Below are 14,673 nucleotides of genomic sequence, written 5' to 3'. Positions count from 1 at the left end.
ATATCGGGCGCCAATGACAAGACGACAGGGGGATCATAATAATTTGGCGGCCGACGCAGCCCCTTCCGCACCGCAGGACGACATTGCGGCGCTTGCCAAGGGCGGGCGCACCAATATCTTCGGTTTTCTGCTGCGTCTGGCCGCGCGCCTGCCGTTCCTGTTCATCGCCGGGCGCTGGTATGGCGCGGATGCGCTGGGCCGCTTCGCTTATGCCGTGCTGGTGGTGGAGTTCATCGCGCAGCTTGCGACGCTGGGCCTGAAACGCGGCCTTGCGGGCGCACTGGCCCAGACCAAGCGGCCCCATTCCCATGTCGTGACCGACGCGATGGCGGTGACGTTGATCGCTTCCGTGGCGGGGGCGGGGCTGCTGGTCGTCTTTCCGCAGGCCATGTTTCCCAATAGCGGCATCAACGGCCTTGACCGGCTGCTGGCGTTGATCGTCATCGCGGTCGCCGGATCGGACGTGGCGCTGGCCGCCTGCGCCTATCGCTTCGACATCGGCGCGACCGTGCGCGCGCGGTCCATCATAGAACCATGGGCGATCAGCATCGGGGCGTTCGCCTTCGCCTTCTATTCGACCCGCGACGGCCTCATCCTCTCCTATGTGGTGTCGATGATCGCCGCGCTGGTCGCGTCGATCATTCCCATGACCCGCCATTATGGCATCCCCTATGGCTGGCGGCCCGATGTGGGGCGCCTGTGGCGGCTCGCGCGCCGTAACCTGCCGCTGGCGGCGGCGGATGGCGTCGAATGGGGATCGCGGCGGCTGGACATGGCGATACTGGGCCTCTTCGTCAGCCCGGCGGTGATCGGTATCTATTATGTCGCGCAGCAGGTCGCCTCCCTGCCGCAAAAGCTCAAGACCAGCTTCGATCCGATCCTTGGCCCGGTCATCACCCGCAATCTGGCGGAAGGCAACCTGACCGCCATCGCAAAACAGGTGAGCCAGGTCGGCTTCTGGATCATCGCCGCGCAGGCGGGGATCGCCTTGGCGCTCGGCATCCCCGGCGAAGCGGTGATGGGCCTTGTCGGCCCGCATTTCGTCGGCGGCACCGGGGCGCTCGCCTTCCTGCTGCTGGCCGAAGTCGTCGCGGCCACCGCCGTGGTCAGCGAATCCGCGCTGGTCTATATCGCGCGGCACCGAAACCTGATGATCTCGCTGTTCATGATCGCGCTTCAGGCGGGATTGAGCTTCATCCTCATCCTCGTGGCGCGGCGGATGGGATGGTCCGACATGGTCACCGCCGCCGCGCCCGCGCTGGCCCTGTGCATGGCGCTGGGCGTGGGCGCGCTGGTCAAGGCGCGGCTGCTCTCGCACCTGCTGAACGCCCCGATCAATGCATGGCGATGGCCGCTGCTGGGCGCATCCGCCATCGCCTGCATCGTGGGTGGAGCCTTCGTCGCGCTGCCGAGCCATTTCGAATGGGTCGAACTGCTGTTCGGCATCCCGGCGATATTGGGCGTCTACGGCCTCGTTATCTGGCGCTGGGGCTTCGGCCCGGACGACCGGGCCTTGTTCCGGCGCGAGAAGGCGGTCCTGTAACTCAGCGGAACAGCTTGGCGCGGATCAGCTTCAGGTCTTCCTCCGGCCGCGCGCCCCAGTGGGAAATCACTTCCGCCGCAGCCGCCGCGCCCAGACGTAGGCAGTCTTCCACGCCCATCCCATCGATATGCGCGGCGAGGAAACCGGCGGCGAACAGGTCGCCCGCGCCCGTCGTGTCCACGATCTGCGACACCAGCGCGGCTGGCACTTCGTAACGCACGCCGTCGACCACCGCGATCGCGCCCTTTTCGCTGCGCGTCGACACCAGCACCGGCACCTTGGGCGCGATGGCGGCGACCGCCTTGTCGAAATCGTCGATCTGCGCGAGCGACTGAATCTCGCCCTCATTGGAAAAGAGGATGTCGATCTTTCCCGCGTCGATCAGTTCGGCAAAATCCGCCCGGTGCCGGTCGATCACGAACGTGTCGGACAAAGTGAAGGCGACCTTGCGCCCCGCGCTCCGCGCGGCGTCGATGGCCGCGCGCATCGCCTTGCGCGGCTGCTCCGGGTCCCACAGATAGCCTTCCAGATAAAGGATGGCCGCCGACCGAATGAGGTCCAGGTCCAGCGCCGATTCCGGCAAGAACTGCGACGCGCCCAGGAAGGTGTTCATCGTCCGCTGCGCGTCGGGCGTCACCAGGATCAGGCAGCGCGCCGTCGGCACATCGCCCTTCACCGGGGGCGTGTCGTAACGGATGCCCAGCGCGCGAACGTCATGGGTGAACACCGCGCCCAGCTGATCGTCGCACACCTGCCCGATGAAGCCGCATGTCTTGCCCAGCGCGGCGATGCCCGCCAGCGTGTTGGCGGCCGACCCGCCGCTGATTTCCTTGCCCGCGTCCATGTCGGCATAAAGCCGCTCTGCCATGTTCGCGTCGATCAGTTGCATCGCGCCCTTGGTCAGGCTGCGTTCGGCGAGGAAGCCGTCGTCGCTGCGGGCGAGCACGTCGACAATCGCATTGCCGATGGCGATAATATCAAGCGCGGGGGCGGAAGCGGTCACGCGGAATCCTTGTCTGATGGAGGAGGAGGGAAAGGATGATTGCGCGCCCGTCTCTACCGGCGCGGCCGCCCGCGTGCAACGGCGCTGATTGACGGCGCGGCCGGGACGGGGGATAGCGGGCCATGGTCATAGTCGCCGCCCTGCGCGCCTTCCCGATCCTCTTTCACGCCGCGACCCGCAGGCTACTCGCCAAATCGCTGGCGCTGACGCTGCTGATCTTCGTCGCGCTGGGCGTTGCGCTCTGGGCCGCCTTCCATGCGGCGCGCCTGTATTTCGGCTGGGGCGGCGGGGGGCTGGCCGAAGCGGCGGCCACCGCCATCGCCATGATCCCGACGGGCTGGCTGCTGTTCCGCGTCGTCGCCATGGCGGTCATGGGCTTTTATGCCGACGACATCGTGATGGCGGTCGAGCAGGGCAGCTACTCCGAAGCAGCGCGCGAAGCCCGCCCCGTCGGCCCGGCCCGCAGCCTGCGTTTCGCGCTGGCCTCGCTGGGCCGGACCCTGGGCTGGAACCTGATCGCCTTGCCCGCCTATATCGCCCTGCTGGCGGTGGGTTTCGGCACCATCGGCCTGTTCCTGCTGCTCAACACCTATCTGCTGGGCCGCGATCTGGCCGATCTGGTGGAGCCGCGTCACCCCGCGCGCCCGCCCATCCCGCGCGGCAGCCGGTGGCTGCTGGGCCTCGTTTCGACGCTTCTCTTCATCGTCCCCTTCGTCAACCTGCTTGCGCCGGTGTGGAGCGCGGCTATGGCGGTGCACATGCTGCATGGCGTCAGAAGGAAAAGCGCATGAAACCGACCCGTCTCTTGCTGACCGGCCTGCTGTCGCTGCCGCTAGCCGCCTGCGGGGCAGGAACGGTGGTGCCGGCGACGCGTCAGCCGCCTCCGCCCGCCGGCCCGCCCGCAAGCGCCTTCATGAAGACCGGGCCGCTCATGGGTCTGGATGCGAAGCATCTGACGCAGATGCTGGGCACGCCGCGCCTCGACATTCGCGAAAGCACGATGCGCAAGCTCCAGTTCGCCAATGGCCGCTGCGTGCTCGACGCCTATCTCTATGCGCCGGGGCAGGGGAAGGAGCCGGTCGTCACCCATGTGGATGCGCGCGCGCCTTCGGGCGCGGGTGTCGACTCGGCGGGTTGCGCCACGTCCTTGCAGGGCCGCTAGGACTGGATCGACAGCCTTCCAATCGCCCAGTCCGCTGCTTCCGCCACCACGGGATCGGGGTCGCCCGTCAACGCTTGCAGCTTCGCGATCAACCGCCGATCCCCGCTGTTCCCGGCGGCGATGGCGGCGTTGCGGACCATGCGGCCGCGCCCGATCCGCTTGATCGGCGAGCCGGAGAAAATCTCCCGAAAAGCCACGTCGTCCAGCGCCAGCAGATCCCCTATGGCGGGCGCGGCCAGTTCCGCTCGGCCCATGAACGCCCGGTTCGCCGCCCCCGCATCGGCGAACTTGTTCCACGGGCATACCGCCAGGCAGTCGTCGCAGCCATAGACGCGGTTGCCGATGCCGCGCCGCAATTCCTCCGGGATCGGTCCCTTATGCTCGATGGTGAGGTAGGAAATGCACCGCCGCGCATCGACTACATAGGGCGAGGGAAAGGCGTTGGTGGGACAGGCCGTCTGACAGGCGTTGCAGCTTCCGCAATGATCCTGTTCCCCCTGATCGGTCGCCAGCGCGATCTCGCTGTAGATCGCGCCAAGGAACAGCCAGCTTCCATGCGTCCGGCTCACCAGATTGCTGTGCTTTCCCTGCCAGCCCAGCCCCGCCGCCATGGCCAGGGGCTTTTCCATCACCGGGGCCGTATCGACAAAGACTTTGAGCGCGCCGTCCTGCTGCGCCACCAGCCACCGGGCCAGCGCCTTAAGCCCTTTCTTGACGATATCGTGATAATCCTTGCCCTGGGCATAGACCGAAATCCGCGCCCGATCCCCCGCATCGGCGAGCGCCAGCGGATCGCGCCCCGGCGCATAGCTCATCCCCAGCATCACGACGCTCCGCACCTCTGGCCACAGCCCCCTGGGCGATCCGCGCTGCGCCGCGCGCTCCTCCATCCACAGCATGCCGCCATGATGCCCCGCGTCCAGCCAGTCGCGCAGCCGCCGGCCCGCCATCGGCGCGGCGTCGGCGGACGCGATGGCGCAGGCGGCAAAACCCAGCCGCGCGGCCTCCGCCTTAAGGCGTTGTTCCAAGGTTTCGATTTGCGTTGCCATCGGCTGTCACTATTTGGGGCATATGATCGGCGATACACTGACCCCGCAAACCGCCTATGCCGTCGAAGCCCACGGGCTTGTCAAGACATTCGGCGATTTCCGCGCGGTGAACGGCATCGACATCGCCGTGCCCACCGGGACTATCTATGGCGTGCTCGGCCCCAATGGCGCGGGCAAGACGACGCTGCTGCGGACGCTGCTCGGCATCGTCGATCCCGATGAAGGCCACCGCACCCTGCTGGGCGACCCGCAGCCGCTGCGCCAGTCGCGCCTCGTCGGCTATCTGCCGGAAGAACGGGGCCTTTATCCTTCGATGAAAGCCTATGACGCCATCGCTTTCATGGGCGCGCTGCGCGGCCTGCCGCTCAAGATCGGGCGGGAACGCGCCCGTGCCATGCTGGAGGCGCATGGGCTGGGCGCGTCGGCCGACAAGCCCATCCGCCAGCTTTCCAAGGGCATGGCCCAGACCGTGCAGCTTTTCGGCACCATCGTTCACGAACCGCGCCTCATCGTGCTGGACGAACCCTTTTCCGGCCTCGACGCGATCAACCAAGGCAAGCTGGAGGCGCTGATTCGCGAACAGGCGCGGGCGGGGGTGACGGTGCTTTTCTCCACCCATGTCATCGCCCATGCCGAACGGCTGTGCGAACGGATCGCCATCGTGGCGGGCGGCCGCATACGGTTCGAGGGATCGGTGGCCAAGGCGCGCGACAGGCTGCGTCCGCAGGTGACGCTCCGCACCCGGTCGAGCGACGGGCCGTGGCGGCGCGCCCTGCCGGGCGAGACGCTGGCGCAGGACGGCGCCTGGCATTTCGCGCTGCCTGATGGCGGGATCGAACCGCTGCTGCGCGCCTTGCTGGACGCCGACGCCGGGATCGAAAGCCTGTCGATCGAACGGCCCGGCCTGCATGACGCCTTCGTCGCCATCGCCGGGGAAGCGGTCGCGCGGCAGATGGAGGAAGATCGGGCGCGGGAGGACACGGCATGAAGGACATGATGCGATCCGCCATGGTCATCGCGCGGCGGGATTTTTCGGCGGTCATCTTCACCCGGACCTTCCTGTTCTTCCTGCTGGGACCGCTTCTTCCGATCCTGATCGGCATGGCGTTCGGCGGTCTGAGCGAAAAGATCAGCAACGACAGCTTACGCCCCGCCATGGGCCTGTCCATGCCGCCGGCGCAAGCCGCCCGGATGCTCGATGCACGGGAAGCCATCGCCCGCCGGATCGGGGCCGATCATATCTCCGCATTGAAAGCCGCGCCGTGGCCCGCCGATCCGCAGCAGTTGCTGGCACGCAGCGACGCGGGCTATGCTGCGGTCGTTTCCGGATCGGTCGACCGGCTGGTCCTGACCGGCCAGCGCGCCGACATTGCGCGGCTGGAAGGGGATGTCCGCCTGATCGCCAGCGCGGCCGAGATGCGCGCCACGTTGCCGGAGGTGCGGGTGGAGCGCAATCCGGTCGCGCTCAGCGCCAGCGGCCAGGCGCAGGCGCGGCTGACCACCGGACGCGCGGCGCAGATCCTGATGTTCCTCCTCACCATGTTGCTGGCGGGCATGGTCCTGTCCAATATGGTGGAGGAAAAGAACAACAAGGTGATCGAAATTCTGGCCGCCGCCGTCCCCATCGACGCGGTCTTCCTCGGCAAGTTGGTGGCGATGCTGTCGATGAGCTTCATCGGCATATTCTTCTGGGCAGTCTGCGCCCTGGCCGGCATGGGCCTGCTCGCCGGACCGGGATTCGCCCTGCCTACGCCGGCGGTCGGCTGGCCGGTCTTCCTCCTGCTCGCCCTGCTCTATTTCGCCATGGCCTATTGCCTGCTCGGCTCGCTGTTCCTCGGCATCGGGGCGCAGGCGGCGACCGTGCGGGAAGTGCAGACGCTGAACATGCCCGTCACCATGGGGCAGATGGTCGTCTTCTTCTTCGCGACATACGCCGTCGATCATATGGGCTCCGCGCCGGAGATCGCGGCGGCGGTCTTTCCCTTGTCGTCTCCCTTCGCGATGATCGCCCGGGCGGCGCAGGATGCCGCGCTCTGGCCGCATGTGCTGGCGCTGGCGTGGCAGGCGCTATGGGTCGCGCTCATCATCCGCATGGGCGTGTGGCTGTTCCGCCGCCATGTCCTCCACAGCGGTACGAAGCGTCCGTTGTTCAGGCGGCGCTCACCCCCGGCGAGCTAGGATATGCGGCATGAATCGACGGTGGTTCCTTGGCGGCGTTGCCGCGGGCGCGGTCGCGCTTGTGCTGTGGCGGTTCGACCCTGGCCGGGCTGAAGCCGCCTATCCCTTCAGCCTGTCCGACGCGCAATGGCGCAAGCGGCTCTCGCCATGGGCCTATAAGGTGCTGCGCCAACAGGCGACCGAACCGCCCTTTTCCAGCCCCCTCAATCGTGAGCATCGGGCGGGCGCCTTCGCCTGCGCCGGATGCGCGCTGCCCGTGTTCAGTTCGAAGACCAAGTTCGACAGCGGCACCGGCTGGCCCAGTTTCACCGCGCCGCTTCGCAAGGCGGTTGGCACATCGCGGGACTTCGATCTGGGCTATGTGCGGACGGAAGTGCATTGCGCGCGTTGTGGCGGGCATCTGGGCCATGTCTTCGATGACGGCCCCCCACCCACCGGCAAGCGCTATTGCATGAACGGCGTGGCGCTGAGTTTCCAGCCCGCCTGACCGCCCTTCCGGCGATCAATGCCGGAAGTGGCGCATCCCGGTGAAGACCATTGCTAGCCCTGCCTCGTCCGCCGCCGCGATCACTTCCTCGTCGCGGATCGAGCCGCCCGGCTGGATCACCGCGCTCGCGCCCGCCTCGACCGCCGCCAGCAGCCCGTCGGCAAAGGGGAAGAAGGCGTCCGAGGCCACCGCCGACCCGATGGTGCGCGGCTCGGCCCAGCCCGCCTTGTCCGCCGCATCCTTCGCCTTCCACGCGGCGATGCGCGCGGATTCCAGACGGTTCATCTGCCCCGCGCCGATGCCCGCTATGCTGCCGCCCCTGGCATAGACGATGGCGTTGGACTTCACATGCTTGGCGACGGTCCAGGCGAACAGGCAGTCGGTCAGTTCCTGCTCCGTCGGCGCGCGCTTGGTGACGACCTTCAGCATGTCCCGCGTCACCCGGCCATTGTCGCGGCCCTGCACCAGGATGCCGCCCGCGATGCTCTTCATCATCAAGCCGGCGCGCGCCGGATCGGGCAGTTCGCCGGTCAGCAGCAGGCGCAGATTCTTCTTCTTCGCGAAGATGGCCTTGGCTTCCGCGTTCGCATCGGGCGCGGCGACGACTTCGGTGAAGATACCGCTGATCGCCTCCGCCGTCGGGCCATCGAGAGGCCGGTTGACCGCGATGATGCCGCCGAAAGCCGACACGCTATCGCAGGCGAGCGCCGCCTCATAGGCTTCGATCAGCGTCTCGCCCGTCGCTACGCCACAGGGATTGGCGTGCTTCACGATCACCACGGTCGGCGGGCCGTCGCGAAATTCGCTGACCAGTTCCAGCGCGGCGTCGGCATCGTTGTAGTTGTTGTAAGACAGTTCCTTGCCCTGCACCTGCTTCGCCTGCGCGATGCCGTTGGCGGTCGGTCCCACCGGCAGGTAGAGCGCCGCCGACTGGTGCGGATTCTCGCCATAGCGCAGCGTCGCGCCCAGCTTGCTCGACACGGCCAGCGTTTCGGGGAACATCACGCCCTGATCGGCAAAGGCGAACCAGCTCGCGATCATCGAATCATAGGCCGCCGTCGCCGCATAGGCCTTCGCCGCCAGCATCCGCCGGAAATCGTAGGACGTCGCACCGCCCTTCTCCCCCATTTCCACGATCAGGCGGGCATAGTCCGCCGGATCGGTGACGATGGCGACGCTTTCGTGATTCTTCGCGGCGGAACGCACCATGGAGGGGCCGCCAATGTCGATATTCTCGATGATCTCGTCCCGGTCCGCGCCGCGCGCCACGGTCGCCGCAAAGGGATAGAGGTTGACCACCACCAGATCGATCGCGCCGATTTCATGTTCCTGCATCGACGCCACATGCTCGGCGTTGTTCCGCACGGCGAGCAGGCCGCCATGCACCTTGGGATGCAGCGTCTTGACGCGCCCGTCCATCATTTCGGGAAAGCCGGTGAGGTCGGAAATATCCTTCACCTCAAGGCCCGCATCGCGCAGCGCCTTGGCCGTGCCGCCCGTCGACACCAGCTCCACCCCATGCTGCCCCAGCGCCTGCCCCAGTTCAATGAGGCCGCTCTTGTCGGACACGGACAGAAGGGCGCGCTTGATAGTGACGTCTGCGGGTGAGGGGGTCATGGAGATGGGCTTTCCTGCTTTTCGGACTCGGCTTGGCGATTGGCCCAGCCCCTTAGTGCCGCGGGCGGAAAAAATATAGCCCCGTGGCATTGCGCGGCGGACGATTGGGCGGATGGTGGGGAAGGTTAACGGGTCTATCCCACGCGCTTGAACAGCCACCCGATGCTCGATCCGCCGGGCAGCGCCTCGCCGGTCAGGACAAGCTGCTGCGTTCCATGCGGCCGTCCGTCACCGTCGACCCACAGGCTTTCCTCGACGGAAAGCTTCCCCGCGCTCGCCCGGAATTGCCACAGCGCGCCCATGTCGATCCGCAGCAGCGCGCCCATGCCGTCCGCCGTGGTCGTCGGTTCGACGCCCGGCGCCAGATGGAAGCGCAGTTGCAGCGGCAGCCTGCCGGGCTTCTTCCGCCGCTCCGCCGGGGTCAGCATATCCTCGCCCCGTATCTCCTTGCCGTCCCCGCTCATCAGCAGCAGGCGACGGTGGACATAGCCCAGGCGCCGCACATAACCGTCATGGCTGATATCCACGCGGCTGCCGTTCTCCAACTCCTGCCGGTTCAGCTCCACCTCGGTCACGCCCTTGCCCAGCGTGCCGTCGGGTAGCAGCGCGGTCGAATTGCTGTCGTTGAGGATCAGCGTGCTGTGCGCCGCCGTGGTCCTTAGCCCCTGCGCCAGATCGCGGGGAATCCACTGCCCCTCCAGCGCCGCCCCGCCGCAATTGACGATCAGGCGATGCGGGCCGTCGCTGATCTCGATCGCGCCGGTCGATCCGCACCCTGCCGCAGCCAGCCGCGCGACCGGGGGCGGGGCGGCGTCGACCTGCACCACCGTTCCGCCCGCCGCCAACCGCTGATAGCCCCATTCGCGCGCCTGCCGCTGCGGGCGCGTCCGCACGCGGCTGGCCTGCACCACCGCCTGCACCCGATCGGGCGGAATCGCTCCCGCGCCCTGCCAGTTGCCCAGGCCCCCGTCGCCATGGGTCAGCCCCAGCAGCGCCGGCACCGCGCGGGCCAAACCGTCAGGCAGGAAAGCGGGCGCCTGTTCCCGCCGCGCGTCATAGACCGCCGCGACCATCGACAGCAGCATGACAGCTTCCAGCTGGTCCCCTGGCGAGCGCGACACGATGCCGCCGTCGCCATGGAAAGCGCTTTCCATGGCGCGCTTGAGGCCCGCTTCCCCGAACATCTTGCGCGCCGCGCCGCCCGGAATCAGCATGGAGGCGGCGACGATCGCCCCCCACGCCACCAGCCGGGGCAGGCCGACCGGCGCCTTGTCGGCGATCTGGTCCAGATGCCGCGCCGTCCGCGCGATGCAGTTGAGCACCAGCGAGCGGTAGACCAGATCGCTCGACGACAGGATTAGCGGCGCATGGGCGGTCCAGAACAGCAGCCGCCATCCCGCATTGTCCGCGCGCCAGGCCGGTTCGTCGGGCACTTCGGCATGGGCGGCCAGCCATTTCCGCATCACGCTTTCCGCCACCGGCGCGCCCTGCTCGCGCGTGGCGACGCTCGACAGATCGCGCAGCCAGCGGAAGCCGTGGAGATAGTCGGCGAAGCCCGGCGTCAGGCCCAGCGTGCCGAAATCCAGCGTGTCGACCGGCTGCTTCATACCCCGGAACAGGAAATAGCCCGCACGGATCGCCTGACCGGTTTGCGCGTCGCCGGGAATCTCGTCCTCCGGAACGGCCAGCAGCTTCAGCGGATATTTGCCTTTCAGGCGGCGGCCGTGCAGCGGCGTCTTCCAACTCAGCAGATAGAAGCGGTTGGCGATCCGCTGGGCCAGCGACAGTCCCTTGTCATCCGCCAGACGGATGAGCCGCTTGCCCTGCTCGATCCCATCATCCCGCTTCTCGGCCTCGAAATCCTTGGCCCCGGCCGGATCGGGAACGGAATGGGGGGAAAGGCGACGGCGGTCGTTCACCCGCCCCTGAGCTTTCGGATATTGTCGGCATAGGCCCCGGCGCCGCCGCGGAAGGTCGCCGTCCCCGCCACCAGCACGTCCGCGCCCGCCTCTATGGCGCGCGGGGCGGTGGTGAAGTCGATGCCGCCGTCGACCTGCAGGCGGATGTCGCGCCCGCTCTTGTCGATCATCTTGCGGATCGCCTCGATCTTGCGGAGCTGGTTTTCGATGAAGCTCTGCCCGCCGAAACCGGGATTGACGCTCATGACGAGGATCAGGTCGACGTCGTCGATCAGATAATCGAGCATCTTCGCCGGGGTGCCGGGATTGAGCACGACGCCCGCCTTCACGCCCAGCGACTTGATGTGCTGGACGGAACGGTGGATATGCGGCCCGGCTTCGGGATGGACGGTGATGATATCAGCGCCCGCTTGCGCGAAGGCGTCGAGATACGGGTCCACCGGAGAAATCATCAGATGGACGTCGAACGGCTTTGTCGTATGCGGGCGCAGCGCCTTCACCACGCCGGGGCCGATGGTGATGTTGGGCACGAAATGGCCGTCCATCACGTCGATATGAACCCAGTCGCACCCCGCTTCGTCGATGGCGCGAACCTCCTCGCCCAGACGGGCGAAGTCGGCGGAGAGGATGGAGGGCGAAATGAGGATGGAGCGCGTCATTAACCGTTCGCCTTAGCGGCGGGAAAAGGGGAGAGCAACGCATCATTTCGGCCGGAGCATCCTCAAGCCGGGCGAAATCACCTGATGACTCGAAAAGTGCGGAAAACGAAGGGGAATTGGAGCATGATCCAATTCAGTTCAATCGACACGCGCCGGCGTGAGCCGGGACGCGCTTTATGCGCCGGCCGTTCTTAAAGCAGGTTGAAAATCCTCGGGTCCAGCTCCCGTGAAGCCGCCGCGCCCTTCGGCAGCACCTGCTTCACGCCATGCAGGCCGATAACGGCATTGCCGACGATCACCGGCGCGCCGATCAGCCGTATCGCGCATCGCCCGCCATCGGCGCGGTCGATATCGACATCCAGTGTGAAGCCGCGCCGGTGGCGGATCGCATAGGCGCGCAGCCGTTCCATCGGCTCGCGCGTCTCCGGCGTGTAGAGGGCGACGGCCCGTGGGCGGCTGATCTCGCCATCCCGCTCCAGCCCGAACATGTCGAAGATACCGGCGGTCCATTGCAGCTTCTGCGTCGCGAGGTCGCAATGCCACAGGCCCAACCCCCGCTCCGCCAGCGCCGCGTCGCTGCGGGCGGTCCTGTCGTCCAGCGTCACGGACGCGAGACGCTCCCGCAGATCGTAGAGCGGCCAGCTATGATGGAGGGGCAGAGGCTCGGTCGATCGCATGGCAGATAGCTTACAGGCCCCAGGTTAAACTCTGGTTGTCGCGCGTATCAATCTCGCCACGAAGAAGCCGTCCGTCCCGCCCCGGCCCTCCAGCGTGTCGGGGAGAGTGCGGACCCATCCTTGCGGCGTGGGCGGAACACCTTCGGGCAATTCGTTCGTCCCGGCGGGCACGGCGGCAAAATCCGGCCGCCGTCCAATGAATGCAGCAAGCTGCGTCTCCCCCTCCGCTCGTTCCAGCGAGCAGGTGGCGTAGACGATCACCCCGCCCGGTTTCACCCATTCGGCCGCCCGGTCCAGCAACGCCGCCTGCAATTCCGCCAGTTCCGCGATCTGGCGCGGACCGATGCGGTGGAGCACGTCGGGATGGCGGCGATAGATGCCGGTCGCGCTGCATGGCGCGTCGAGCAGGACCGCGTCCGCCTGTTCCCCCGGTTGCCATTGCCGCAGGTCGGCCTGCACGATGTCGGCGGACAGCCCCGTGCGCTCCAGATTCTCCCGCAATCGCTCCAGCCGCTTCTTCGATTGGTCCACCGCCGCGACGCGCCATCCGGCGGCGGCAAGCTGCATCGTCTTGCCTCCCGGCGCGGCGCACAGGTCCAGCACCACGCGGCCTTCGCCCGGCCCCAGCAGCCGCGCGGGGCAGGAGGCAGCGATATCCTGAACCCACCATGCGCCCTCTGCAAAGCCGGGCAGGTCGGGGATCGCCGTTCCCTCCGGCAGGCGGACATGGCCGGGCGCCATGCTGGTTCCGCCAAGCCGCTCCGCCCAGAGCGCCGTCTCCCCCTCGTCGCGCAGGGTGACGTCGACCGGCGGCCGCGCCCCAAAGGCCCGCGCCGCCGCCTCCGGCATCGCCTCGCCCCATTGCTCCCCCCAGCGCGCCACGACCTCCTGCGGCAAGGCGGGAGGATCGGGCAGCACCGGCTGCGCCCGCGTCACCGTGCCGAACACGCCATGGACCAGCTTGCGCGGCCCGCCGTCGACCAGCGGCAGCGCCGTCGCGATGGCGGCATGGGGAGCCGTGCCCAGCGCCAGCACCTGGATGAGCGCGATCCGCAGCACCATTCGCGCCTTGGCGTCGCCGGGCAAAGGCTGGCGCGTCGCCCTGTCGATCAGCGCGTCGAGATCGGGCAGATGGCGCAGCGTTTCCGCCGCGATGGCGTGGACCAGCGCCCGGTCGGCGGGCGCAAGCCCTTGCGCCGCGCCGTGCAGCGCGAGTTCCAGCGGCTCGCCCCGCCGCAGTACGGCGTCAAGCAGCCGCAACGCCGCGCGCCGCGCGGGCAGGCCGGGAATATCGTCAAGTCGGGAAGATCGCGCCATCACCCGCGCCTAGGCCATTTCCGGCTCCGGCGCAAAGCCTCTCAATCCCGCCGCAGCGGATCGAGAGCGCTCGACCGGCGGCGCGAGGGCGCGGCTACCGGCGAGAGCGCCGAAGCGCGGGAAGAACGCCCGCTCGCCGCGGGTGTGCCCATATGCGCCGCCATATCATGCAGCGCTGCGATCCGCTTTTCCGTCGCGGGGTGGGTGGAGAACAGCTCGCTCACATGCGTCGGCACGATGTAAAGCTGCGCGGCGGCAGGATTGCGCTGCGCCACCGGATTGGGAATCCGCTGCGCCTGCCCCGAAATCTTCGCCAGCGCGGACGCCAGCGCGCGCGGATTGCCGCTGATCTGCGCGCCCGCCGCATCCGCGCCATATTCGCGCGTGCGGCTGATCGCCATCTGCACGATCATCGCGGCAAAGGGCGCGACGATCACCGCCAGCAGCCCGGCCAGCATATTTCCATGCCCGTTCCCGCTGTTCCCGCGAAAGAACAGGCCGAAATTCGCCAGCATCGAGATCGCGCCCGCGATGGTCGCCACCATCGTCATGATGAGCGTGTCCCTGTTCTTCACATGGCCCAGCTCATGCGCCATCACCCCCGCCACTTCCTCGCGCGTCAGCATGGACAGGAGGCCCGTGGTCGCCGCCACCGCCGCATTGTCCGGGTTCCGCCCGGTGGCAAAGGCATTGGGATGCGGCTCGTCGATCAGGTAGACGCGCGGCATCGGCAGCCCGGCCCGTTGCGCCAGCTCCCGCACCAGCCCGACAAATTCGGGCGCGCTCGCCTCATCCACTTCCCGCGCATGATGCATGGACAGGACGATGCGGTCCGCGTTCCAGAAGGTGAACAGGTTCATGCCCGCCGCCGCCAGCAGCGCGATCACCGTCCCGCCGCTGCCGCCCAGCGTATAGCCCAATGCCATGAACAGCGCCGTCAGCGCCGACATCAGCATCACCGTCTTGAAACCGCTCACTTGCACGATCCTCCTTTGCCGCCCAGAGTGCAGGCACGACATGAATATGGGATTGCGCCCGCATCCCCGCAATCGAAAGGCCCCA

14 protein-coding genes are annotated in these 14,673 nt (G+C 67.6%); 6 read left to right on the top strand and 8 right to left on the bottom strand.

The features are described from left to right. Window positions 1-43 precede the first annotated feature (43 nt). On the top strand, window positions 44-1,543 hold the full coding sequence (locus tag IQ35_RS09660; RefSeq protein ID WP_021245357.1) for a lipopolysaccharide biosynthesis protein: 1,500 nt from the start codon (window positions 44-46) through the stop codon (window positions 1,541-1,543). A 1-nt stretch (window position 1,544) separates the two neighbouring features. On the opposite strand, the gene IQ35_RS09655 is transcribed toward IQ35_RS09660, so the two are convergent. Continuing rightward, window positions 1,545-2,546 (bottom strand): adenosine kinase, encoded by a 1,002-nt coding sequence (locus IQ35_RS09655; RefSeq protein WP_145072984.1) that lies wholly within the window; start codon window positions 2,544-2,546, stop codon window positions 1,545-1,547. Window positions 2,547-2,668: 122 nt separating this feature from the next. Here IQ35_RS09655 and IQ35_RS09650 point away from each other — a divergent pair, with 122 nt between their 5' ends. Together IQ35_RS09650 and IQ35_RS09645 are read left to right on the top strand one after the other, a co-directional pair. After that, window positions 2,669-3,337 (top strand): EI24 domain-containing protein, encoded by a 669-nt coding sequence (locus IQ35_RS09650; RefSeq protein ID WP_145072981.1) that lies wholly within the window; start codon window positions 2,669-2,671, stop codon window positions 3,335-3,337. After that, window positions 3,334-3,708: a hypothetical protein gene (locus IQ35_RS09645; RefSeq protein ID WP_145072978.1), complete on the top strand. Its 375-nt coding sequence runs from the start codon at window positions 3,334-3,336 to the stop codon at window positions 3,706-3,708. The genes IQ35_RS09650 and IQ35_RS09645 overlap by 4 nt, the downstream gene beginning before the upstream one ends. Here IQ35_RS09645 and queG read toward each other — a convergent pair. Further along, window positions 3,705-4,757, bottom strand: coding sequence for a tRNA epoxyqueuosine(34) reductase QueG (queG, locus tag IQ35_RS09640; protein ID WP_145072976.1), 1,053 nt, complete (start codon window positions 4,755-4,757; stop codon window positions 3,705-3,707). The genes IQ35_RS09645 and queG overlap by 4 nt on opposite strands. Before the next feature lie 22 nt (window positions 4,758-4,779). Here queG and IQ35_RS09635 point away from each other — a divergent pair, with 22 nt between their 5' ends. The 3 genes from IQ35_RS09635 to msrB are packed head-to-tail and all read left to right on the top strand — an operon-like array spanning window position 4,780 to window position 7,422. Continuing rightward, window positions 4,780-5,745, top strand: coding sequence for an ABC transporter ATP-binding protein (locus IQ35_RS09635; RefSeq protein WP_145072973.1), 966 nt, complete (start codon window positions 4,780-4,782; stop codon window positions 5,743-5,745). Continuing rightward, a complete protein-coding gene (locus tag IQ35_RS09630; protein WP_145072970.1) occupies window positions 5,742-6,935 on the top strand; it encodes an ABC transporter permease in 1,194 nt (397 codons plus the stop codon). The genes IQ35_RS09635 and IQ35_RS09630 overlap by 4 nt, the downstream gene beginning before the upstream one ends. A 10-nt stretch (window positions 6,936-6,945) precedes the next feature. Continuing rightward, window positions 6,946-7,422, top strand: coding sequence for a peptide-methionine (R)-S-oxide reductase MsrB (msrB, locus tag IQ35_RS09625; protein ID WP_145072967.1), 477 nt, complete (start codon window positions 6,946-6,948; stop codon window positions 7,420-7,422). A 15-nt stretch (window positions 7,423-7,437) separates the two neighbouring features. Here the strand turns inward: msrB and purH are convergent, their stop codons facing one another. The 6 genes from purH to htpX form a co-directional block, all read right to left on the bottom strand. Continuing rightward, a complete protein-coding gene (gene purH / locus IQ35_RS09620) occupies window positions 7,438-9,039 on the bottom strand; it encodes a bifunctional phosphoribosylaminoimidazolecarboxamide formyltransferase/IMP cyclohydrolase (RefSeq protein WP_021245349.1) in 1,602 nt (533 codons plus the stop codon). Window positions 9,040-9,173: 134 nt separating this feature from the next. Beyond that, window positions 9,174-10,958, bottom strand: a complete 1,785-nt coding sequence (locus IQ35_RS09615; RefSeq protein WP_145072964.1) for a heparinase II/III family protein — start codon at window positions 10,956-10,958, stop codon at window positions 9,174-9,176. Continuing rightward, entirely contained in the window at window positions 10,955-11,617 is a 663-nt protein-coding gene (gene rpe, locus IQ35_RS09610; RefSeq protein ID WP_145072961.1) for a ribulose-phosphate 3-epimerase, read from the bottom strand. The genes IQ35_RS09615 and rpe overlap by 4 nt, the downstream gene beginning before the upstream one ends. A gap of 191 nt (window positions 11,618-11,808) precedes the next feature. Next, window positions 11,809-12,294, bottom strand: a complete 486-nt coding sequence (locus IQ35_RS09605; RefSeq protein WP_145072958.1) for a diguanylate cyclase — start codon at window positions 12,292-12,294, stop codon at window positions 11,809-11,811. A 24-nt stretch (window positions 12,295-12,318) separates the two neighbouring features. Further along, window positions 12,319-13,611, bottom strand: a complete 1,293-nt coding sequence (locus tag IQ35_RS09600) for an RsmB/NOP family class I SAM-dependent RNA methyltransferase (RefSeq protein WP_145072955.1) — start codon at window positions 13,609-13,611, stop codon at window positions 12,319-12,321. 41 nt (window positions 13,612-13,652) lie between these two features. Next, complete coding sequence (gene htpX / locus IQ35_RS09595; RefSeq protein ID WP_184204881.1) at window positions 13,653-14,588, bottom strand: zinc metalloprotease HtpX; 936 nt, start codon at window positions 14,586-14,588, stop codon at window positions 13,653-13,655. Window positions 14,589-14,673 lie beyond the last annotated feature (85 nt).

It is taken from the genome of Sphingobium wenxiniae (assembly GCF_007830065.1).
Classification (GTDB): domain Bacteria; phylum Pseudomonadota; class Alphaproteobacteria; order Sphingomonadales; family Sphingomonadaceae; genus Sphingobium; species Sphingobium wenxiniae.
This window is presented reverse-complemented; position numbering and strand designations above follow the sequence as displayed.

Excerpts from the sequence above, each read along its gene's own strand:
- IQ35_RS09600 (WP_145072955.1), bottom strand. The coding sequence starts at position 13,611 with ATGGCGCGATCTTCCCGACTTGACGATATTCCCGGCCTGCCCGCGCGG.
- purH (WP_021245349.1), bottom strand. The coding sequence starts at position 9,039 with ATGACCCCCTCACCCGCAGACGTCACTATCAAGCGCGCCCTTCTGTCC.
- IQ35_RS09605 (WP_145072958.1), bottom strand. The coding sequence starts at position 12,294 with ATGCGATCGACCGAGCCTCTGCCCCTCCATCATAGCTGGCCGCTCTAC.
- queG (WP_145072976.1), bottom strand. The coding sequence starts at position 4,757 with ATGGCAACGCAAATCGAAACCTTGGAACAACGCCTTAAGGCGGAGGCC.
- IQ35_RS09630 (WP_145072970.1), top strand. The coding sequence starts at position 5,742 with ATGAAGGACATGATGCGATCCGCCATGGTCATCGCGCGGCGGGATTTT.
- rpe (WP_145072961.1), bottom strand. The coding sequence starts at position 11,617 with ATGACGCGCTCCATCCTCATTTCGCCCTCCATCCTCTCCGCCGACTTC.
- IQ35_RS09645 (WP_145072978.1), top strand. The coding sequence starts at position 3,334 with ATGAAACCGACCCGTCTCTTGCTGACCGGCCTGCTGTCGCTGCCGCTA.
- IQ35_RS09635 (WP_145072973.1), top strand. The coding sequence starts at position 4,780 with ATGATCGGCGATACACTGACCCCGCAAACCGCCTATGCCGTCGAAGCC.
- msrB (WP_145072967.1), top strand. The coding sequence starts at position 6,946 with ATGAATCGACGGTGGTTCCTTGGCGGCGTTGCCGCGGGCGCGGTCGCG.
- IQ35_RS09650 (WP_145072981.1), top strand. The coding sequence starts at position 2,669 with ATGGTCATAGTCGCCGCCCTGCGCGCCTTCCCGATCCTCTTTCACGCC.